The 20,123-nt window shown below is 69.1% G+C and carries 20 protein-coding genes and 1 pseudogene; 15 read left to right on the top strand and 6 right to left on the bottom strand.

All coding sequences use genetic code 11. The features are described 5' to 3' along the window. Position 1: 1 nt before the first annotated feature. Complete coding sequence (locus O5M90_RS04895; RefSeq protein ID WP_269840201.1) at positions 2-1,291, bottom strand: M48 family metallopeptidase; 1,290 nt, start codon at positions 1,289-1,291, stop codon at positions 2-4. Positions 1,292-1,344: 53 nt separating this feature from the next. Here O5M90_RS04895 and orn point away from each other — a divergent pair, with 53 nt between their 5' ends. Then, positions 1,345-1,908 (top strand): oligoribonuclease, encoded by a 564-nt coding sequence (orn, locus tag O5M90_RS04890; RefSeq protein WP_137942116.1) that lies wholly within the window; start codon positions 1,345-1,347, stop codon positions 1,906-1,908. Between the two features lie 9 nt (positions 1,909-1,917). After that, positions 1,918-3,738: a chorismate-binding protein gene (locus tag O5M90_RS04885; protein WP_269840200.1), complete on the top strand. Its 1,821-nt coding sequence runs from the start codon at positions 1,918-1,920 to the stop codon at positions 3,736-3,738. On the opposite strand, the gene O5M90_RS04880 is transcribed toward O5M90_RS04885, so the two are convergent. Further along, positions 3,708-4,253 (bottom strand): hypothetical protein, encoded by a 546-nt coding sequence (locus tag O5M90_RS04880; protein ID WP_269840199.1) that lies wholly within the window; start codon positions 4,251-4,253, stop codon positions 3,708-3,710. The genes O5M90_RS04885 and O5M90_RS04880 overlap by 31 nt on opposite strands. Between O5M90_RS04880 and O5M90_RS04875 the strand changes: the two genes are divergently transcribed. From O5M90_RS04875 to O5M90_RS04860, 4 genes are all read left to right on the top strand, one after another. Continuing rightward, a complete protein-coding gene (locus tag O5M90_RS04875; protein WP_269840198.1) occupies positions 4,246-6,312 on the top strand; it encodes a helicase-related protein in 2,067 nt (688 codons plus the stop codon). The two genes, O5M90_RS04880 and O5M90_RS04875, sit on opposite strands and share 8 nt — an antisense overlap. A gap of 423 nt (positions 6,313-6,735) precedes the next feature. Then, a complete protein-coding gene (locus O5M90_RS04870) occupies positions 6,736-8,412 on the top strand; it encodes a DEAD/DEAH box helicase (RefSeq protein ID WP_137942117.1) in 1,677 nt (558 codons plus the stop codon). Positions 8,413-8,473: 61 nt separating this feature from the next. Then, positions 8,474-9,115: a cold shock and DUF1294 domain-containing protein gene (locus O5M90_RS04865; RefSeq protein ID WP_269840197.1), complete on the top strand. Its 642-nt coding sequence runs from the start codon at positions 8,474-8,476 to the stop codon at positions 9,113-9,115. Next, positions 9,108-9,623 (top strand): GNAT family N-acetyltransferase, encoded by a 516-nt coding sequence (locus O5M90_RS04860; RefSeq protein ID WP_269840196.1) that lies wholly within the window; start codon positions 9,108-9,110, stop codon positions 9,621-9,623. The genes O5M90_RS04865 and O5M90_RS04860 overlap by 8 nt, the downstream gene beginning before the upstream one ends. 8 nt (positions 9,624-9,631) lie before the next feature. On the opposite strand, the gene O5M90_RS04855 is transcribed toward O5M90_RS04860, so the two are convergent. Beyond that, a complete protein-coding gene (locus O5M90_RS04855) occupies positions 9,632-10,450 on the bottom strand; it encodes a DODA-type extradiol aromatic ring-opening family dioxygenase (RefSeq protein WP_269840195.1) in 819 nt (272 codons plus the stop codon). A 130-nt stretch (positions 10,451-10,580) separates the two neighbouring features. Between O5M90_RS04855 and O5M90_RS04850 the strand changes: the two genes are divergently transcribed. From O5M90_RS04850 to O5M90_RS04815, 8 genes are all read left to right on the top strand, one after another. Then, positions 10,581-11,369: a transporter substrate-binding domain-containing protein gene (locus O5M90_RS04850; RefSeq protein WP_269840194.1), complete on the top strand. Its 789-nt coding sequence runs from the start codon at positions 10,581-10,583 to the stop codon at positions 11,367-11,369. Further along, complete coding sequence (locus O5M90_RS04845; protein ID WP_269840429.1) at positions 11,369-12,037, top strand: amino acid ABC transporter permease; 669 nt, start codon at positions 11,369-11,371, stop codon at positions 12,035-12,037. Before O5M90_RS04850 ends, O5M90_RS04845 begins: the two co-directional genes overlap by 1 nt. Next, positions 12,030-12,683, top strand: coding sequence for an amino acid ABC transporter permease (locus tag O5M90_RS04840; protein WP_269840193.1), 654 nt, complete (start codon positions 12,030-12,032; stop codon positions 12,681-12,683). The genes O5M90_RS04845 and O5M90_RS04840 overlap by 8 nt, the downstream gene beginning before the upstream one ends. Then, entirely contained in the window at positions 12,667-13,419 is a 753-nt protein-coding gene (locus O5M90_RS04835) for an amino acid ABC transporter ATP-binding protein (protein ID WP_262970560.1), read from the top strand. The genes O5M90_RS04840 and O5M90_RS04835 overlap by 17 nt, the downstream gene beginning before the upstream one ends. A 154-nt stretch (positions 13,420-13,573) precedes the next feature. After that, the gene (locus O5M90_RS04830; RefSeq protein ID WP_269840192.1) at positions 13,574-14,812 is read left to right on the top strand and encodes a SpoIIE family protein phosphatase; all 1,239 of its coding nucleotides are present in this window, start codon (positions 13,574-13,576) and stop codon (positions 14,810-14,812) included. 14 nt (positions 14,813-14,826) lie between these two features. Then, entirely contained in the window at positions 14,827-15,399 is a 573-nt protein-coding gene (locus tag O5M90_RS04825; protein ID WP_137942126.1) for a SiaB family protein kinase, read from the top strand. Positions 15,400-15,434: 35 nt separating this feature from the next. Then, positions 15,435-15,830, top strand: coding sequence for a DUF1987 domain-containing protein (locus O5M90_RS04820; protein WP_262970744.1), 396 nt, complete (start codon positions 15,435-15,437; stop codon positions 15,828-15,830). Between the two features lie 41 nt (positions 15,831-15,871). Then, positions 15,872-16,600 carry a GGDEF domain-containing protein gene (locus tag O5M90_RS04815; protein ID WP_269840428.1) on the top strand — a complete coding sequence of 243 codons (729 nt, stop codon included), beginning with the start codon at positions 15,872-15,874 and terminating at the stop codon, positions 16,598-16,600. A 6-nt stretch (positions 16,601-16,606) separates the two neighbouring features. On the opposite strand, the gene eutC is transcribed toward O5M90_RS04815, so the two are convergent. The 3 genes from eutC to O5M90_RS04800 form a co-directional block, all read right to left on the bottom strand. Further along, positions 16,607-17,365 (bottom strand): ethanolamine ammonia-lyase subunit EutC, encoded by a 759-nt coding sequence (gene eutC / locus O5M90_RS04810; RefSeq protein ID WP_269840191.1) that lies wholly within the window; start codon positions 17,363-17,365, stop codon positions 16,607-16,609. Next, the gene (locus tag O5M90_RS04805; protein ID WP_269840190.1) at positions 17,362-18,744 is read right to left on the bottom strand and encodes an ethanolamine ammonia-lyase subunit EutB; all 1,383 of its coding nucleotides are present in this window, start codon (positions 18,742-18,744) and stop codon (positions 17,362-17,364) included. The genes eutC and O5M90_RS04805 overlap by 4 nt, the downstream gene beginning before the upstream one ends. Before the next feature lie 83 nt (positions 18,745-18,827). Next, complete coding sequence (locus O5M90_RS04800; RefSeq protein WP_137942129.1) at positions 18,828-19,070, bottom strand: hypothetical protein; 243 nt, start codon at positions 19,068-19,070, stop codon at positions 18,828-18,830. Between the two features lie 148 nt (positions 19,071-19,218). On the opposite strand from O5M90_RS04800, the pseudogene O5M90_RS04795 reads away from it, so the two are divergent. Then, positions 19,219-20,076, top strand: a pseudogene (locus O5M90_RS04795) (LysR substrate-binding domain-containing protein); the annotation flags it as partial. Positions 20,077-20,123 lie beyond the last annotated feature (47 nt).

The following is a 20,123-nucleotide window of genomic DNA, read 5'->3' as shown; positions in this document are numbered from 1 at the left end:
GTCATGGGGTCTGCAGCGCGGCCAGGCGTTCGCTGGCCGGCGGGTGGGAGTAGTAAAAGCGCGCGTAGACCGGGTCCGGCGTCAAGGTGCCGGCATTGTCCTCGTGCAGCTTCAAGAGCGCGGCGGCCAGATCGGCGCCGCTGGCCTGGGCGCAGGCATAGGCATCGGCCTGGAACTCGTCCTTGCGCGACAGGCGGCTGGCCAGCGGCGTGAAGAAGAAGCCGAACACCGGCAGCACCAGCATGAAGAGCAGCAGGGCCAGCGCATCATTGGGCGCCGCCAGATTCGGCTGCACGCCGAAGGCCAGATAGAAGCCCAGCTGGCGCGACAGCCAGCCCAGCAGCGCAAAGCCGGCCAGGCTCAAGGCGAACATCAGGACCATGCGCTTGAGCACATGCTTGTGCTTGAAATGGCCCAGCTCATGGGCCAGCACCGCCTCGACCTCGGGACCGCTGAGGCGCTGCAGCAGCGTGTCGAAGAAGACCACGCGCTTGGCCGCGCCGATGCCGGTGAAATAGGCATTGCCATGGGCCGAGCGGCGGCTGCCGTCCATCACGAACAGACCCTTGGCCGCAAAGCCGCAGCGCTGCATCAGGCCCTCGACCCGGCTGCGGAGCCCCTCATCGGCCAGCGGCTCGAACTTGTTGAACAGCGGCGCGATCACGGTGGGGTAGAGCACCAGGATCAGCAGATTGAAGCCCATCCAGGCGCCCCAGGCCCACAACCACCACAGCCCGCCGGCCGCGCCCATCAGCCACAGGATCAGCGCCGCGATCGGCAGGCCGATCAGCGCGCCGACCAGCGCGCTCTTGGCGGCGTCGGCCAGATAGAGCCGCCAGCTCATGCGGTTGAAGCCGAAGCGCTGCTCGATGCGGAAGGTGTTGTAAAGCTCGAAGGGCAGGTCCAGCAGTGCGCCGATCACGCTGAAGGCCAGCAGCAGCGCCAGCTGGTAGGCCATGCCGCCCCAGTGTGGCGCCACCCATGCATAGACCCGCAGATTCAGCGCGTCCAGCCCGCCCAGCAGGGTCCAGCCCAGCAGCACGGCGGCATTGAAGGCCATCGCCAGCAGCCCGAAACGGCTGCGCGCCACCGTGTAGTCGGCGGCCTTTTGATGCGCGGCCAGCGGCACGGTGGCGGCAAAGGCGGCCGGCACCTGGTCGCGGTGCCGCATCACATGGCGCACCTGGCGGGTCGACAGCCAGAGCTTCAGCGCCAGCGACAGCAGCAGCGCGGCGGCAAAGATCAGGCTCAGCGCGGTCGGGTGAATGGGAGGGAGTTGGGACGGGAACATGGACTGAAGTGTAGGGCTGCGACAATATGCGCCGACAAAGACGAGGAATCCCAATGAGTGATATCGCCACCCTGGCCAGCCACGAACAAAACCTGATCTGGATCGATCTCGAGATGACCGGTCTCTACCCCGACCGCGACCGCATCATCGAGGTGGCCGTGGTCGTCACCGATGCCAATCTGACGACCCGCGTCGAGGGCCCGGTGTTCGCGATCCACCAGAGCGACGCGACGCTGGACGCGATGGACAACTGGAACAAGGGCACGCACGGCAAGAGCGGCCTGATCGACCGGGTCAAGGCCTCGACCGTCAGCGAAGAGCAGGCCGCTGCCGAGGTGATTGCCTTCCTGAAGCAGTATGTGCCGGCCGGCAAGTCGCCGATGTGCGGCAACAGCATCTGCCAGGACCGCCGCTTCCTGGCCAACTACATGCCCAGCCTGGAAGACTTCTTCCACTACCGCAATCTGGATGTGTCGACGCTGAAGGAGCTGGCGCGGCGCTGGAAGCCCGGCATCATCGAGGGCTTCAAGAAGGCCCAGGCGCACACCGCGCTGGCCGATATCCACGAGTCCATCGACGAACTGGTCTATTACCGTGAGCATCTGCTGAGCCTCTGAGAGCGCTCCGTGCTCTGGGCCGCTTTTGACTTCCCGCGCCACCCCTTGGCGCGAGAGGACGGCGAACGTCTGCGTGGCGCTTTTGACGCCCCGCCCGAGCGCTGGCTGCGCGCCGCCAGCGCGGCCGAACTGCCGGCGGTGCTGGACGCCGCCCATGCGGCCGCGCGCGCCGGCGCCTGGGTGCTGGGCGGCCTGCGCTACGAGGCGGCCGGCGCGCTTGACGGCGCGCTACAGACCCATGCGGCGGGTGGCCCGCTGGCCGAGTTCGCCGTGTACACCGAAGCGCCCCGGCCCTGGCCCGAGGCCGGCGCTGCGGGGCGACTCTGCGGCGACTGGCTGGACCGCCAGGACGACGCCCGCTCGCGTGCCGATATCGAGCGCATCCGCGAATGGATACGCAGCGGCGATTGCTACCAGGTCAATCTGACGACCCGCCTGAACGCCGCGCTGGCGGAGGGCGTTGATCTGGCTGACTTGTTCCTGGCCCTGCATGCGGCCCAGCCGGGCGGCTTCTCGCTGTTCCTGCGCGGCGCGAGCGGGCAGGGCGTGGCCAGTGTCTCGCCCGAGCTGTTCTTCGACTGGCGGCCGCTGCCCGATACCCGCCACACCTGGCTGCTCGGGGCCCAGCCGATGAAGGGCACGGCGCCGCGCGGCCATGACCGCGCCAGCGACGAGGCCGCGCAAGCCTATCTGCGCACCAGCGAGAAGGAACGCGCCGAGAACCTGATGATCGTCGACCTGCTGCGCAACGATCTGAGCCGGGTCGCGAGCCTGGGCTCGGTGCGGGTGCCGCGTCTGTTCGAGCTGCACGGTCTGCCGACCGTCTGGCAGATGACCTCGACGGTCACCGCCGTCAGCCGCCCGGGCCTGAAGCTGTCCGAGCTGTTTGCGGCACTGTTCCCCTGCGGCAGCGTCACCGGCGCGCCCAAGGTGCGGGCGATGCAGATCATTGCCGAGCTGGAGCCCGAGGCACGCGGCTGGTACTGCGGCGCGCTGGGCCTGCTGCAGCCGGGCGGGGCGGCCACCTTCAATGTGCCTATCCGCACGGTCGAGCAGCGGCCCGACGGCACCTTGCAATGCGGCATCGGCAGCGGCATCACGCTGGATTCGCAGCCGGCCGCCGAGGTGGCCGAGTGGCGCGCCAAGACCCGCTTCCTGCTGCGCGCCCAGCGCCCGATCGCGGCGCTCGAAACCCTGCTGCTGTCCGAGGGCGACTATCCCCGCCAGGCCGGCCATCTGGCCCGTCTGCAGCGAACGGCCCAGCACTTCGGCCTGCGGCTGTCGCAGGGCGCGGTGCGCGAGGCACTGGCCCGGCTGGCCGAGAGCCATGGCCAAGGCCAGTGGCGGGTGCGGCTGAGCAGCGATGCGCAGGGGCGTGTCGTCACCGAGATCGCCCCGCTGGCGCCGACAGCGCTGCCGGTGACGCTGGCCTTGGCGGCGTCGGCTATCACGACCGATGGCCCGGGCGCCGAATTCCTGCAGCACAAGACCACCCGCCGCGAGGCCTATGAGGCCTTTGCGGCGGTCAAGCCGGCCGAGGCCTTCGATATGCTGCTGTGGAATGCCGACGGCGAGCTCACCGAATGCACCTTCGGCAATATCGCGCTGCAGCTCGATGGCCGCTGGCTGACGCCGCGCCTGGCGGCCGGGCTGCTGCCCGGCGTGCTGCGCGAAGAACTGCTGCAGCAGGGCCGTCTGCATGAAGCCCGGCTGCTCAAGACCGATCTGGCCCGCGCCCAGGCGCTGGCTTTCTTCAACAGCTTGCGCGGCTGGTGCCCGGCGCGCATGCTCCGTCCCGATCACGATGGCAGCTCTGCCGTCCAACCCTGAACCTCATTCATAGCCATGGCCACGCCACCGAAGACGCGCCGCACCGCGAGCGCCGCCACCCCTGTTGTTGCCGAGACGGCGCCGGTTAAGAAGACGGCGGCAACCGCTGCCGGCAAGACAGCTGCCAAGAAGACCACCACAGCCGTGAAAACGGTTGAGAAAGCCGCAGCCATCGAGAAGAAGCCGGCTGCGAAGAAGACGCCGGCCGCGCCGGTCAAAACGGCCGGCAAAGCCGCGACCAAGACCGTGAAGGCGGTTGCGAAGGCGGCCGCTGAGAAGACGGTCAAGAAGGCCGAACCGGTGCCGGCGCCCGTTGCGGCCAAGAAGCCTGCGGCCAAGGCTGCGCCCGCAAAGAAAGCGGCCGCAAAGAAGGAACCGGCAAAAAAGGTCGCTGTCAAAAAGGCCGCCGTCAAGAAGGCCGCCGCAGTCGAGCCCGCGGTGAGCGCTCCGGCAAAAAAGGCTGCGCCAGCCAAGAAGGTCGCGGCGACGCCTGCGGCCAAAAAATCAGTGGCCAAGCCGCCCGTGGCGCCCGAGCCGGTCGTGGAGGCGATCAAGCCCGTCGCCAAGAAGAAGGCAGCGGCCAAGCCGGTGGCCCGCAAGCCTGCAGCGCCCGCGCCTGTTGCACCGCCGCCGGCCCTGCCGGCCCGCTTTGCATTGCATCGCCAAGGCCCCTGGTTCGGCAGCCCGCTGCAGGTCGAGCTGCTGGCCACCGGCCAGCGCTGGCAGGTGTTGCTGCGTGGCGGCGGGGTGTCGGCGGCCAGCTGCAGCTGCGCGGGCTATGCCCAGCACGGCAGCTGCGAGCATCTGGGCTTTGCGCTGCTGGCCCTCCAGGACGATGCCGAGGGCCAGGCCGCGCTGGTCGAGGGCTGGCAGACCGAGCACAGCGAGCTGTGGTTGCAGTACGGGCTGCGTCGCCAGCTGCACTGGCATGCCGGCCGCCACTGCCCGGCTGCGCTGCGCCAGGCCGCCGAGGCCTTGATCGCGCTGCCGCAGGATCAGCAGGGCGATGCCTTGCCGGGCCTGCTGGCACTGGCCGCCCAACATGGGCATGAGCTGCGTGTCGACGATGCGGTGTGGATTCAGCTGGCCGAGGGCCGCGACGCCCGCCAGCGCATGCTGCGCTTGGCCGAGGCCTATCAGCAAGGCATGGCCAGCCCAGACCTGCGCAGCCTCCTGAAACTGCCGCTGCCCCAGCATCAGCTGGAAGCCGCCCTGTTCGCGGCCTGTGCCGGCCGGGCCCTGGTGGCCGACGATCTGCAGCTGGGCATGCAGCCGACCGGTCTGGCTGCGGCCGAGCTGATGCAGCGCCATTTCGGCGTCGAACGTGTGCTGCTGCTGTGCGCCGAGTCGGCCCAGAGCCGCTGGCTCGCGGAGGCGCAGTCGCTGAGCATGCGCAGCGCGAGCCTGGTGTGGGGCGATGCCGCGCAGCGGGCCCAGCAATGGCAGGCGCCGGCCGAGATCAAGATCGCCGCCCTGGGCGCGCTCGAGCAAGACCTGGCCCCGCTGCAGGCCTGGGCGCCCGAGCTGGTCATCGTCGACGAGGCCCAGCGCCTGGGCGAGGGCGCGGTGGCCCGGCTGCAGCAGCTGCCGGAAGGTTTCCTGCTGTTGCTGGCCAGCCAGCTGCCGCAGGAGCAGCCAGCCACCCTGCTGCGCTTGGTCGAGCTGCTCGACCACAACCGCAGCGGTGCGCTGGCGGCCCTGCATGAGCGTCATCTGCGCCACGATGCCCAGGGTCAGCTGCTGGCCCTGGCCGCACCGGCTCGGCTGGCGCAAAGCCTGGAGCGGGTGATGCTCAGCCGTGCCGGCAGCGAGCTGGCGTTGCCGCCGGCGCTGGTGCAGCTGCGGGCCCAGCCCTTGAGTGCGCAGCAGCAAGGCTTGCAGGCCGCGCTGCTGGCGCCGCTGCGTCGCAGCGTCGCGCGCTGGCAGCGCAGTGCCTATCTGGCCGATGCGGAGCAGCTCCAGCTGCTGCGCGGCTTGCAGGCGCTGCGCCGTCTGGCGATCAGCCCGGCGCTGGCCGACGCGGCCGCCGAGGGGCCGGCGCCGCGTCTGGAGGCGGTGCTGGCGCTGGCGCGCGAACTGTTGGCCGGGGCGGTGAGCAAGCTGGTGGTCTGCAGCCAGTGGGATGATGGTCTGGCCCTGCTGGCCGCGCGGCTGCAGGCCGCCGGTCTGCCCTGTGTGCAGCTGTCGGCCGCCACCGGCCTGGCCGAACGCCGCTCGCAGGCGGCGCGCTGGCGCGAGGACTCACGCAGCCCGCTGCTGCTGTGCAGCGATGCGGCCGGCGCCGGCCTGGATCTGCGCGTGAGCGGCGTCGGCCTGATCAGTCTGGAACTGCCTTGGGGCGAGGCCTTGCTGGAGCAGCGCCTGGGCCTGGTGGCCGGCGAGGAGACCCATGGCCTGCCGCTGCTGCAGCTGCTCGCCCAGGGCGGCATCGAGAGCGCGATGCTGGCGCTGCAGGACAGCTGGCCGGAAATGCCGGCCTGCGGTCTGGACGGCGACCTCAGCCTGCAGCTGCTCGGTGGCGAGGCCTTGCAGCGCTTCATGCAGGCGCTGGTGGCCTTGATCGAGCTGATGTGATGGCGCGGGGCGGCGTGTGATCTTCACGCGAACCGCCGCCCCGCCAACAAATAGTCAAGCCGCGCTTGCTAGTATTTTCCCTAGCGTGCTATAGTCGCGGCTTCGTTGCAGCGCTGTCTGCAACGGTTCGTTCGTCTCCTCTGACCACGTTCAGGCCGTATCCGGTGATCGCCACCGGGCTTCATGCGACGCGCTGAGCACCCTTCGGGTTCGGTCGGCGGCGATGCCGTCGCTATGACTGTTCCCCGGCGCCGCACCAGGCCTGGCTCATTTCTTGTTGAGCCGCGCGAAAAAAAGGTGTGCGACGCGAGCTTTCTCCCAGCGACTTTACTGGCTTGACCGCGCCCTATTGATTTGGCGCGGCAGGCGCGTGCTGTTGTCCCGCCAAGACCGGGGCAGGGCACGGCTTTGTTGAAAGAAGATATGAGCTTTGAAAATCTAGGCCTGCACGAGTCCCTGTTGCGCGCCGTGAAAGACTCCGGCTACGAAACCGCGACCGAAGTGCAAGCCCAGGCGATCCCGCCGGGCCTCAACGGCCAGGACCTGATGGTGTCCTCGCGCACCGGCTCGGGCAAGACCGCCTCCTTCATCCTGCCGGCGCTGCAGAAGATCCTGGACACCCGCGGTGACAACAACACCCGCCGTGAAAAGGGCAAGATCTTCGGCCCCCGCATCCTGGTGCTGACCCCGACCCGCGAACTGGCCATGCAAGTGGCCAAGGCCGCCCAGACCTACGGCCGCCATGTGCCGGGCCTGAAGCTGTCGACCGTGCTGGGCGGCATGCCTTACGCGCTGCAGATCAAGCAGCTGTCCGGCCCGCTGGACATCCTGATCGCCACCCCCGGCCGTCTGCTGGACCATCTGCAGTCCGGCAAGGCCGTGCTCGACAATGTCGAGATGCTGGTGCTCGACGAAGCCGACCGCATGCTGGACATGGGCTTCATCGACGACATCAAGGTGATCGCCGAGCGCATCCCGGCGGCCCGCCAGACCGTGATGTACAGCGCCACCTTCGCCGGCCACGTCGGCCGCCTGGCCCATGACCTGCTGCGTGACCCGCTGCGCGTCGATGTCGCCTCGCACACCGACACCCACGAGAACATCACCCAGCGCCTGCACTGGGCCGACAACAACAACCACAAGGATCAGCTGCTGGAGGCCATCCTGGCCGAGCCCGAGCTGGACCAGGCCGTGGTGTTCACCTCGACCCAGCGCGACGCCGACTGGCTGGCCGAGCGCCTGCAGGAGATCGGCCACTCGGTCGCGCCGCTGCACGGCGGCATGCCGCAAGGCCGTCGCAACCGCGTGCTGATGGCGCTGCGCCGTCGCGAAGTGCGCGTGCTGGTGGCCACCGATGTCGCCGCCCGCGGCATCGACGTGCCGACCATCACCCACGTGATCAACTACGGTCTGCCGATGAAGGCTGAGGACTATGTGCACCGCATCGGCCGTACCGGCCGTGCCGGCCGCGCCGGCCTGGCCGTGACGCTGGCCGTGCGTGACGATGTGTCGATGATCCGCCGCATTCAGCAGTTCACGACCCAGACCATCCCGGTGGCGCAGATCGCCGGCCTGGAGCCGAAGACGCAAGAACCGCGCATCTTCCCGCCGCGTCCGGCCGGTGCCGGTGGTGGTTTCGAGGACCGTGGCGCCCGCCCGGCCTGGGGCAACAAGTTCGGTGGCGGCGGCAAGACCTTTGGTGGTGGCAAGCCCTTCCATCGTGACGGCCCCAAGCCCTCGTTCGCCCGTGAAGGCGGCAAGCCCTTCCAGCACCGCGATGCGGCCCCGCGTTCGGAAGGCTTCGAGCCGCGCGGCGAGTTCCGTGGCAACAATGCCGACCGCAACTTCGCTCCGCGTGGCGACCGCCCGAGCTATGGCGACAAGCCGGCCTTTGGCGGCAAGCCCAGCTTCGGCAACAAGCCGAACTTCACCGCCCGCGACTTTGCCCCCCGTAGCGGTGGCAATTTCGAGCCGCGTGGTGGCGCCGGCTTCAGTGAGCGTCCCTCCTTCGGTGGCGATCGCCGCGGTCCCGGCGGCCCGGGTGCCAAGCGCAACGGCCCGCCGGCCGGCGCACCGCGCCGCAGCGGTTTTGGCCGCTGAACGGAGCTAGACTCCCGCAAGGCAAGAGCCCGCGTCAGCGGGCTTTTTTAATGACAGCGTGATGCGAGCGAACGGAAAACTGATCCAGTGGGACGACGCCAAGGGCTATGGCTTCATCGCCCCGGACGCCGGGGGGGCCAAGCTCTTCGTCCATATCAAGGCCTTTGGGCTGCGCGCACGCCGGCCGTTTGTTGGCGAACGCCTGAGCTATCAGCCGGGCGAGGACGCCCAGGGCAAGCCGCGCGCGCTGAAGGTGCAAAGCCTGGAGCCCAAGCCGGCGGCCCCGGCCGGACCGACCGCGCTGGAGCGCGAGCGCTCGCGGCGCGAGGCCCGGCGTGGCCTGAGCCTGTGGCTGGTGCCGGGCTTTGCGGCGCTGGTGCTGATCTGCCAGCTGGCCTTCGAGCTGCCGCGTGCGCTGTGGGGTGCCTATCTGGCGATGAGCCTGGCGACCTTCATCGTCTACGCCGGCGACAAGCGGGCCGCGCGCCTGAACCAGTGGCGGGTTGCCGAGGGCACGCTGCATGGCCTGGCCCTGGCCTGCGGCTGGCCCGGTGCGCTGCTGGCCCAGCACATCCTGCGCCACAAATCCAACAAGCCGGAGTTCCTACGCCTGTTCTGGCTGACGGTGATCGTCAATGTGCTGGGCTTTGTGCTGATCTTCACGCCGCTTAGCGGGCAGTTACTGGTTCTCTTCAATGTCTGAGATTGTTCTGCGCCCGCTGTCGGCGGCCGATGTGCCGTCGGTGCTGGCCCTGCAGGCGCAGTGCTATGGCGCCGATTTTCTGGAAGATGCGCAGGCCTTCGCGGCCAAGCTGCGCGCCGCCGAGCCTTACCGGACCTGCTGGATGGCCTGGCGCGGCGAGCAGCCACTGGCCTATCTGGTGGGCCTGCCGCTGTGCCATGACAGCCTGCCGGCGCTGAATGCGCAAAGCCTGCAGCTGCCGGCCGAGCCGCGCCTGCTGTATCTGCACGACCTGGCCGTGGCGCCGGCCGGCCGCTCGCTGGGGCTGGCGCGCCGCCTGGTCGAGCATCTGGAGCGCCGGGCCGGCGATCTGGGCCTGAAGACCCTGGGCCTGGTGGCCGTGCAGGGGGCCGAGACCTTCTGGCAGCGCCAGGGTTATGCCTCGCTGCAGCAGCTCTCGGCCACGCTGGCCGCCAAGCTGGCCAGCTTCGGGCCCGAGGCCCGCTTCATGCAGCGCTCGCTGGCCTGAGCCCGGCTTCAGCCGGGCAGGGCGCCGAAGCGGAAGCTCGAGGCGGTGACGCCGCCCATGAAGGCGCTCTCGTGATAGATCAGCGCGCCGGCTTCTTGCTCGGCGGCGCCGACCGCCACCATCAGCGGGATCAGGTGATCCTCGCGCGGATGGGCCTGGCGGGCCGCCGGCGCCGCGCTCCACTGCGTCAGCAGCGCGCTGCGCTCGGCCGGCGGGGTCTGCAACAGGGTCTGCTGCAGCCAGGCGTCGAACTGGCCCGAGGCCGTCCTGGCCGCCGGGCCGAAGGCGCGCAGATTGTGATAGCTCAGCCCGCTGCCGATGATCAGCACGCCCTCGTCGCGCAGCGGCGCCAGCGCCCGGCCCAGCGCCAGATGGATGGCCGGGTCGTAGCCCTGCAGCATGGACAGCTGCACCACGGGCACGCCGGCCTCGGGGTACATCGGGAACAGGGTCGTGAACGCGCCATGGTCGAAGCCGCGCTGCGCGTCCAGCGCGCTGGGCAGGCCGGCCTGCTCGATCAAGGCCTTGACCTGCCTGGCCAGCGCCGGGTCGCCCGGTGCCGGGTAGCGGATCGAATAGGTGTGCGCCGGGAAGCCGCCGTAGTCATAGACCATGGTCGGCCGCTCGGCCGCCATCAGGCTGAACTGCTGCGCCTCCCAGTGCCCGGAGATCATCAGCACCGCGCGAGGCTTGCTGCCCAGCTCGGCCGGGATGGCCTTCAGCGAGGCCTCCAGCTGATGGAAGTTCTCGCGGAAGGGGCCGTCCATATAGGGCCAGGGGCCGCCGCCATGGGACAGGAAGTAGGTGGGAAGTCGGGTTGAGGCCATGGCTTCAGTGTGGGCCTTGCGGCGGCGCCGGAGGCTGGCGGCGATTGATCACAGCGTTCAAAAAATCCAAAGCCGTGGCATGGGTTTTGCACAAGCTTGTGACAGTCATCACCAACCCGGAGTCCATTGCATGCAACGCCGCCCCTTTTTGCACACCAGCCTGGCCCTCGCGACACTTTTTGGTGCATTGTCGGCCCAGGCGCAGACCGCGCTGGACGGCATCCTGGCCAAGAAGCAGATCAATATCGCGGTCCCGACCGACTACCCGCCCTACGGCTTCGTCGGCACCGATATGGCGCCGCAAGGCCTGGACATCGAGATGGCCCGGCTGATCGCCGCCAAGCTGGGCGTCAAGCTCGAGCTGGTGCCGGTCACCAGCGCCAATCGCATTCCCTATCTGCAGACCAAGAAGGCCGATCTGGTGATCTCGACCCTGGGCAAGAACCCGGAGCGCGAGAAGGTGATCAATTTCAGCGCCGCCTATGCGCCCTTCTACCAGGCCGTGTTCGGCCCCAAGGCCATGGCGGTCAAGAGCTGGGAGGATCTGGCCGGCAAGACCGTCGCGGTGACGCGCGGCGCGATGGAAGACCAGGAGCTGGGCAAGGTGGCGCCGGCCAGCCTGCAGATCAAGCGCTTCGAGGACAATAACGCGACGGTGGCCGCCTATGTGGCCGGCCAGACCCAGCTGATCGCGACCAGCGCCTCGGCCGCCGGTCTGATGGCGCAGCGCAATCCGCAGCTGGGCGCCGAGTACAAGCTGCTGCTCAAGGACAGCCCCTGCTTCATCGGCGTGGCCAAGGGCGAGGACGCCTTGCTGGCGAAGGTCAACGAGATCATCGCGACGGCCAAGAAGGACGGCAGCATCGAGGCCCTGTCCAAGAAGTGGCTGGGCCGTGGCGCCGGTGATCTGCCGCTGTGATCACGTTTGACTTCCTGGCCGTGCTGGCCGAATGGCGGCTGCTGCTGACCGGGGTGGCCTGGACCCTGGGCCTGACCACGATCGCGGCGCTGCTGGGCGTGGGTCTGGGCGTGGCCTGCGCCTGGGCGCGGCTGGACGGGCCGGCGCCGCTGCGCTGGCTGGCGACCGGCTATGTGGAGGCGATCCGCAACACGCCCTTCATCGTCCAGCTCTTCTTTGTGTTCTTCGGCCTGCCGGCGATGGGCGTCAAGCTGACGCCGGAGACCGCCTCGGTGATCGCGATGGTGGTCAATCTGGGCGCCTACGCCGGCGAGATCGTGCGCGGCGGCATCGCGTCGACCTCGCGCGGTCAGACCGAGGCCGGGCTGAGCCTGGCGCTGAGCCGGGCCCAGGTCTTCCTCCATGTGCTGCTCCCGCCGGCGCTGCGCCGGGTCTGGCCCTCGATGGTGAGCCAGATCATCATCGTGATGCTGGGCTCGGCCGTCTGCGGCCAGATCGCCACCGAGGAGCTGAGCTACGCCGCCAACCTGATCCAGAGCCGCAACTTCCGCGCCTTCGAGTCCTTCATCGTCGCCACCGCCATCTATCTGCTGCTGGCCATCGCGCTGCGCAGCCTGCTGAACTGGCTGGGGCCACGTTTCCTTTTTGGAGGACATCGCCGTGGTTGAGTTCAGTCTGTGGGACATCGTCCGCAATCTGCTGATGGCCTTGCGCTGGACCGTCGTGCTGTCGCTGATTGCCTTTGTCGGCGGCGGCCTGGTGGGCCTGGCGCTGCTGGTGGCGCGCACCGCGCGCTGGCCCGGCGCCCAGGCCCTGGTGGGCGGCTATGTGCAGCTGTTCCAGGGCACGCCCTTGCTGATGCAGCTCTTCCTGGCCTATTTCGGCATGGCGCTGCTGGGCTTCGAGACCTCGGTCTGGACGGCTGCCGCGCTGGCGCTGACGCTTTACACCAGCGCCTTCCTGGCCGAGATCTGGCAGGGCTGCGTGCGTGCCGTGCCCAAGGGGCAGTGGGAGGCGGCGCAAAGCCTGGCGATGAGCTTTGGCGAGCAGCTGCGCCACATCGTGCTGCCGCAGGCCGGCCGCATGGCGATCGCGCCGACGGTGGGCTTTCTGGTCCAGGTCATCAAGGGCACGGCGCTGGCCTCGGTGATCGGCTTTGTCGAGCTGACCAAGGCCGGCACGATGATCAGCAATGCCACCTTCCAGCCCTTTCTGGTCTACAGCTGCGTCGCGCTGATGTACTTCTCGCTGTGTTTCCCGGTGAGCTTCTATGCCCGCTCGCTGGAGAGGAAATTGAATGTCAACAAGCACTGATCACACCCCCGCCGCCAGCATCCGCGCGCTGCGCAAGTCCTACGGCGCCAACGAGGTACTCAAGGGCATCGATCTGGAGGTCGAGCCCGGCGAGGTGATCGCCATCATCGGCAAGAGCGGCTCGGGCAAGAGCACGCTGCTGCGCTGTGTCAACGGGCTGGAGGAGTTCCAGCAGGGCGAGCTGCTGGTCGACGGCCTGCCGCTGTTGCATGGCAATGCGCGCGCGATGCGCGAGCTGCGCCAGCATGTGGGCATGATCTTTCAGAGCTTCAATCTGTTCCCGCATCTCAGCGTGGGCCGCAATGTGATGCTGGCGCCCAGCCTGGTCAAGAAGCAGGGCACGGCCGAGGGCGAGCGTCAGGCCCGCCAGCTGCTGGAGCGGGTCGGCCTGGCCGAGAAGTTCGAGGCCTTCCCGGACCAGCTCTCCGGTGGCCAGCAGCAGCGTGTCGCGATTGCGCGCGCGCTGGCGATGCAGCCCAGCATCCTCTTGTGCGACGAGATCACCTCGGCGCTGGACCCGGAGCTGGTCGGCGAGGTGCTGCGCGTGGTCGAGAGCCTGGCCGACGAGGGCATGACTTTGCTGATGGTCACGCACGAGATGAACTTCGCGCGCAAGGTGGCCGATCGCGTGGTCTTCATGCATGCCGGCCGCATCCACGAGATGGGACCGCCCGAGGCGATCTTCGGTGCGCCGCAAACGCCCGAGCTCAAGCAGTTCCTGTCGGCGCTGCACTGAAGCGTTGCGCGGGCGCCGCAGCCGGGCGGCCGGGCTGCGACATTGGTCACGCAAGTGCGGCTTGCGGCGAGTAGCGCCGAGTTTGTGACGAGTTGTCACAGCCATGTGATCTGCTCTGCCTAGCATCCCGGGCTTGTGCTTCTCTGCGCCCGCCATGCCCGACGCCGCTGCCGCCTCCTATCTGCAAGACTGCCGCCCCAGATTCCGCCAGCCCAGTGCCGGCGATCTGTGCATCGACGTGCCGGCCATTGGCACCGATCAGAACAACGAGCAGGTGATGGAGGTGTTCACCCGGCACCGCGAGCTGATGAGCTTGCCGGTGGTGGAGGGCGGTCAGCCGATCGGGCTGATCAACCGCAATATCTTTCTCTCGCAGATGAGCAAGCCCTTTCATCGGGAGCTCTACAACCGCAAGAGCTGCATCGCCTTCATGGACAAGGAGCCGCTGGTGGTGGACGCCGGCATGGCCATCGAGGAGCTGACCCAGCGTGCCGTGGCCTTCGGCGAGAAGGCGCTGACCGACGGCTTCATCATCACCCGCGACGGCGTTTTCGCCGGGGTCGGCCAGGGCCTGCCGCTGATGCGCGTGGTCGCCGATATGCAGGAGGCGCGCAACCGCCAGATCATGCACAGCATCGAGTACGCCAGCGTGATCCAGCGCTCGATGCTGCGCACCTCGCGCGAGGCCCTGGCCCAGACCCGGCTGGACGCCGACCTGGTGTGGGAGCCGCGCGATGTGGTGGGCGGAGATTTCTACCAGTTCAGCGCGATGCCCGAAGGCTGGTTCGCGACCGTGGCCGACTGCACCGGCCACGGCGTGCCCGGTGCCTTCATGACCTTGATCGCCTCGATCACGCTGTCCAAGGCGATCGAGCAGCATGGCCCGCGCGACCCGGCGCGGCTGCTGGCCAGCGTCAACCGCAGCATCAAGCAGATGCTGGGCCAGATGGACGGCCAGGATGAGACGCCCGGCTCGGATGACGGCATGGACGCGGCCTGCTTCTGGTTCGACGCCGGCACGCGCAGCCTGCATTTCGCCGGTGCCAAGACCGCGCTGTTCCTGCTGAACCCGGGCCAGGCCGGCGTCGAGATGATCGATGGCGAGCGCAAGGGCGTCGGCTATGTGGACAGCGATATCGACTTCGCCTGGACCAACCGCTGCGTGCCGCTGCAGCCCGGCAGCCTGGTCTTCGTCACCACCGACGGCCTGATCGACCAGATCGGCGGCCCCAAGGCCATCGCCTTCGGCAAGCGCCGCATCCGCGAGCTGCTGCTGGCGCAGCGCGAACGGCCCGCTGCCGACATCAACCGTGCGCTGCTGGACGCGCTGCAGGCCTGGCAAGGCCCGCACCACCGCCGCGACGACCTCAGCTTCTTCTGTTTCCGCGTCTAGGAGTCCTTGTCATCATGTCTTCCCCCGCTCCCATCGTGCAAGAGTACGGAGCCTTCTTCGACCTGGCGCAGCGCCACCGGGTGATCTTCTACTACGTCGGCTACTTCTCGCAGAACATCATCGCGGCGATGGCCGAGGCGGTGAAGCTGCAGCTGGAGGTCAGCGGCGTCGATGGGCCGACACGGCGCAAGCTGTTCTCCTCCTTCATCGAGATGGCGCAGAACATCATCCACTACTCGGCCGACGCGCTGACCCCCGGCAGCCAGACCGAGCGCGAGCTGCGCCACGGCTCGGTCTGCATCAGCGAGCGCGACGGCCGCTACCTGCTGCTGTGCGCCAACCCGGTCGAGGCCGGCGTGGCCGAGGCGCTGCGCGAGAAGCTGGAGCGCCTGCGCAGCATGACCCTGGACGAGATCAAGAAGGCCTACCGCGACGGCCTGCGCGCCGAGACGCCCGAGGGCAGCAAGGGCGCGGGCATGGGTTTCCTGACCATGGCACGCGATGCCAGCGAGCCGCTGGCCTTCAGCATCGAAGCCCTGGACGAGCGGCCCGACACCCTGGTCCTCTCCCTGCGGGCGGTCATCTGATGCCCGCTTCCATTCCCCACCACGAGAACCCAGGCATGGAGAACACCCTCTATATCGCCGCCAGCCCCAGCTCGCCCGAGGTGGACTTCCGCTTCGACGAGGGCGTGCTGAGCCTGCGCGGCGAGTCCTATCCCGAGAACGCGGCCGCCTTCTACGGCGACATCATCCGCCAGCTGCGCGCCTACCTGGGCTCCTGCAAGCAGCGCACCATCACCGTCAATATCGCGCTGGCCTACTTCAACAGCTCCAGCACCAAGATGCTGTTCAACATCATCGAGGCGCTGGCCGAAGCGGTGGAGGCCGGCGGCAACCGGGTGACTCTGCACTGGTTCCACGACGCCGAGGACGACACCATCCACGAATTCGGCCAGGAACTGGTCGATGACTTCCCGGCCATCGCGTTCGTGATGCAGCCGGTGGGCACGGTGTGAACGCGCGTCAGCAGCTGGGCGCGACGACGATGATGTACCGCATGCCGCAGCCCGAGGACGATCTGTTCGAGCTGGAGATCCGCGCGCTGGCGGCGGCCCGCGATGCCTATGCCGACGAGCGGGCCTGGCACCACCAGGCCCTGGGCGAGCTGATCCTGGCCTATGAGCGGCTGCTGCGCGAGACGCGCCGGCTGGTGCGCCGCAGCGACCGCGAGGAGCTGGAGATGAACCGGCTCAACCAGCGCCTGCATGAGCTGGCCGGCGAGCTGGAGTACCGCGCCACCCACGACTCGCTGACCGGTGTGCTGAATCGCGCGGCCATCATCGAGCGCGCCAACCGCTATCTGACACAGCATGGTGTGGCGCTGATCGTGCTGGACATCGACCACTTCAAGCGCGTCAACGACGGCTTTGGCCACCCGACCGGCGATGCGGTGCTGCGCGGCGTGGTCGCCTGTCTGCAGGCCGAGGTGCCGCCCGGTGCCGATATCGGCCGGGTCGGCGGCGAGGAGTTCACGGTGCTGCTGCGCGATGATGGCTGCGAGGCGGCGGTCGCGCTGGCCGAGCGTCTGCGCCGCAAGGTGGCCGGCCACGACTTCGGCCTGCCGGGTGGCCATGCGGTGAGTGCCAGTTTCGGCGTGGCCTGTCTGCCGCGCGGCAGCAGCTTCGATGCCGCCTATGGCCAGGCCGATGAGGCGCTCTACGAAGCCAAGCGCAGCGGCCGCAACCGGGTCGTGAGCGCGAGCGCGATCACGCGGGAGCCGAGCTGACGGCCTTTATGGCTGACCCGCGATCAGCGCCGCCTCGCTATCGTCCTTCAGCGCGATGCCGCTGAGGCCGCGCCGCAGCGAGGCCTGGATCAGCCAGGCCAGGCGCTGAGCCGCCAGCGCCGGCGCCAGACCCGCCGGGCGGATATTGCTGACGCAGTTGCGCTGCGCGTCGTGGCGGCCGACCGCTGGCCCATGGGTCAGATAGGCGCCCAGGCTGTCGGGCGAGCTCAGGCCCGGCCGCTCGCCGATCAGCACCAGCACCAGTTTGGCCTGCAGCAGCGCGCCGATCTCGTCGCCCAGCGCGACACGGGCCTGCAGGGCCAGCACCGGGGGCGCGATGCTCAGCCGCTGCGCCAGGGCCTCGCGCAGCGCCCGCAGCAGCGGGCGGGCATGGGCTTGCAGCGCGGCCGCCGACAGACCATCGCCCAGCATCAGGGCCAGCTCGACCGACGCGTCGGCGCGTGCATGCAGCGCGGCGGCATCGGCCGCGTCGAGCCGGCGGCCCAGATCGGGCCGGCGCAGATACTCGGCGCGTGTGCCGGCGCGGCTGTGCACGAGCAGCGGCGCGGGCCAGCCATCCTCGATCAGACCGGCCCGCAGCACGGCCTCGTCCAGCGGCAGATGCACGGCATCGCGGGCCTGGGCATGGTCGGCCGCGAAGCGCAGCCAGTCGGCGGTGCGCTGGCTGCTGCCGCTGCGGCCCAGCGCGATGCGGGCCGGCGTGTGGCGGCGCAGCTCGGCCCAGGGCTCGTCGTCCCCGTTCATGCCCAGCCCTGTGGAGGCATCAGGCGCGGGTGCGCGGTCGGCGCCAGCAGCGCGCCGTCGCTGCCGCTGATGCCCATGCGCTGCAGCCAGGCCTCGAACTCCGGCGCGCGCTTGAGCCCGAGCAGGCGGCGCAGGAACAGGGCGTCGTGGAAGGAGCTGCTCTGGTAGTTCAGCATCACATCGTCGGCGCCTGGCACGCCCATGATGAAGTTCACACCGGCACTGGCCAGCAGCACCAGCAGATTGTCCATATCGTCCTGGTCGGCCTCGGCATGGTTGGTGTAGCAGATGTCGCAGCCCATGGGCAGGCCCAGCAGCTTGCCGCAGCAATGGTCCTCCAGGCCGGCGCGGATGATCTGCTTGCCATCAAACAGGTACTCGGGCCCGATGAAGCCGACCACGGTGTTGACCAGGAGCGGCCGGTAGCGCCGTGCCAGCCCGTAGGCGCGGGTCTCCAGCGTCTGCTGGTCGACGCCGTGATGGGCCGCGGCAGACAGCGCGCTGCCCTGGCCGGTCTCGAAGTACATCAGGTTGTCGCCGACCGTGCCGCGCGCCAGCGCGCGGGCGGCTGCATGGGCCTCGTCGAGCAGGGCGATGTCGACGCCAAAGCTGCGGTTGCAGGCCTCGCTGCCGCCGATCGACTGGAACACCAGATCCACCGGCGCGCCCAGCGTGATCGCCTGCAGCGTGTTGCTGACATGGCTCAACACACAGCTCTGGGTGGGGATCTGGTGGCGCTGGATCAGCTCGTCGAGCTGGTGCAGCAGCCGGCACAGCGCCGGCACGCTGTCGGCGGCCGGATTGATGCCTATCACCGCATCGCCGGCGCCGTGCATCAGCCCGTCGAGGATGCTGGCGGCAATGCCGGCGGGGCTGTCGGTCGGGTGGTTGGGCTGCAGCCGCACCGCCAGATGGCCGGGCAGGCCCAGGGTCGAGCGAAAGCGGGTGACGACCCGGCAGCGGCTGGCCACCAGGATCAGGTCCTGGTTGCGCATCAGCTTGCTGACCGCCGCGACCATCTCGGGCGTCAGTCCCGGGGCCAGGGCCGCCAGCACCTCGGGCGTGGCGGCGTCGGACAGCAGCCAGTCGCGCAGGCCGCCGACCGTCAGATGGGCGATGGGGGCCAGCGCGGCCGCGTCGTGGCCGTCGATGATCAGCCGGCTCAGCTGGTCCTGTTCATAGGGGATCACGGCTTCGCTGAGGAAGCGTGTCAAGGGCAGGTCGGCCAGCGCAAAGCGGGCGGCGACCCGTTCGCGGGCGCTCTCGGCGGCGATGCCGGCCAGCTGGTCGCCCGAGCGCTCCGGCGAGGCCTTGGCCAGCAGCTCGCGCAGATCGGCGAAGCGGTAGCTGGCGGTGCCGACCATGGCGCCGTAGGCCATGGTTCAAGCCTCCAGTGGCCCGGAGGCGGCAGGGCGGGGCAACGGGCTGCGCATGCAGCCAGTCTAGCGCCGCCCTTGTCGCTTCAGGACCAGTTGCCGTTGTTGGCGCGGCGCAGCGCGGCCGACAGCTCGGGACGGGTGATCTCGGTGCTCTTGATCAGCTCTTCGATGGTCTGGCGACCGCGGGCTTCGCCGATGGCGCTCAGGAAGCGCCACACCGCCGATCCGGCCGCGATCAGGCGGGCACCGGAAGCCTGGGCGCTGTGGGCGCGGGCGACGTCGGACGGCATCACATGAAGCGGCAGGTTGAGGCTGGTGGTGGACATGGTGTTTCCCTTCTTGCGTATGGAGGGAGCACAAGCGCTCCGTATCCATGGAGCGAATATTGCGGTTTTTACGTAGAGGCCGCCAATTGCGAATCCGAATCGCGGTATCACTGGCGCGAATGGCCCGTGATGGATTTAGCATCCGGACATGTCGAATCCACGCCCCCTGAACTTCCGCACCCTCGATCTGAACCTGTTGCGGGTATTCGATGTGGTGATGGAGGAGCGCAATGTGACCCGGGCCGCCGCCCGGCTGGCCATCACCCAGCCGGCGGTCAGCAATGCGCTGCGCCGGCTGCGCGAGGCCACCAACGAGGAGCTGTTCATCCCGACCTCCTCGGGCATGGTGCCGACCGAGCATGCCGAGGTGCTATGGCCCATCGTGCGCACCGCGCTGGGCCATCTGCAGCGCGCCTTCGAACCCCAGGCCTTCGACCCCCGCGAGCCGGGCAGCGCCTTCACCTTGGCGATGGCCGACGCGACGGCCGCGCTGTTCGTGCCGGCCCTGGCCAAGCGCTTCCAGCGCGAGGGCATCCGGGTGGCGCTGCGCATCGTGCCGCTGACCTCGCGCGACCCGCGCGAGATGCTGGAGCAGGGCCGGGCCGATGTGGCGGTCGGTTTCTTCCCCGAGCTGCCGGGCCTGCTGGCGGCCCAGGGCGAGGCCGAGCTGATACGGCTGGCGCCGCTGTATGCGACCGAGTACCTCTGCGTGATGCGCGGGGACCACCCGCTGGCCGCGCCGGGCGCGCTGACCCTGGACGCCTATTGCCAGGCCCAGCATCTGCGCGTCAGCTTCGCCGGCCGCGCGCGCGGCTTTGTCGACGACGCGCTGGCCCTGATCGGCCGCGAGCGCGAGGTCGTGATGACGGTCAACAGCTATTTCACCGCCGGCCTGACGGTGCGCCAGAGCGATCTGCTGACCGTGCTGCCCAGCAGCTTTGTGCCGGCCGCCGGCTTCTCGCCCCAGCTGGCCAGCCGCGAGCTGCCCTTCGAGCTGGTCGGCATCGCGATCGGCCAGGTTCTGGCATGCGCGCCACGAGCTGGACCCCGGCC

The organism is Paucibacter sp. M5-1 (assembly GCF_027498415.2).
Classification (GTDB): Bacteria; Pseudomonadota; Gammaproteobacteria; order Burkholderiales; family Burkholderiaceae_C; genus Roseateles_E.
Note: the sequence above shows the minus strand (reverse complement) of the source record. Positions and strands in the feature narration are given on the sequence as shown.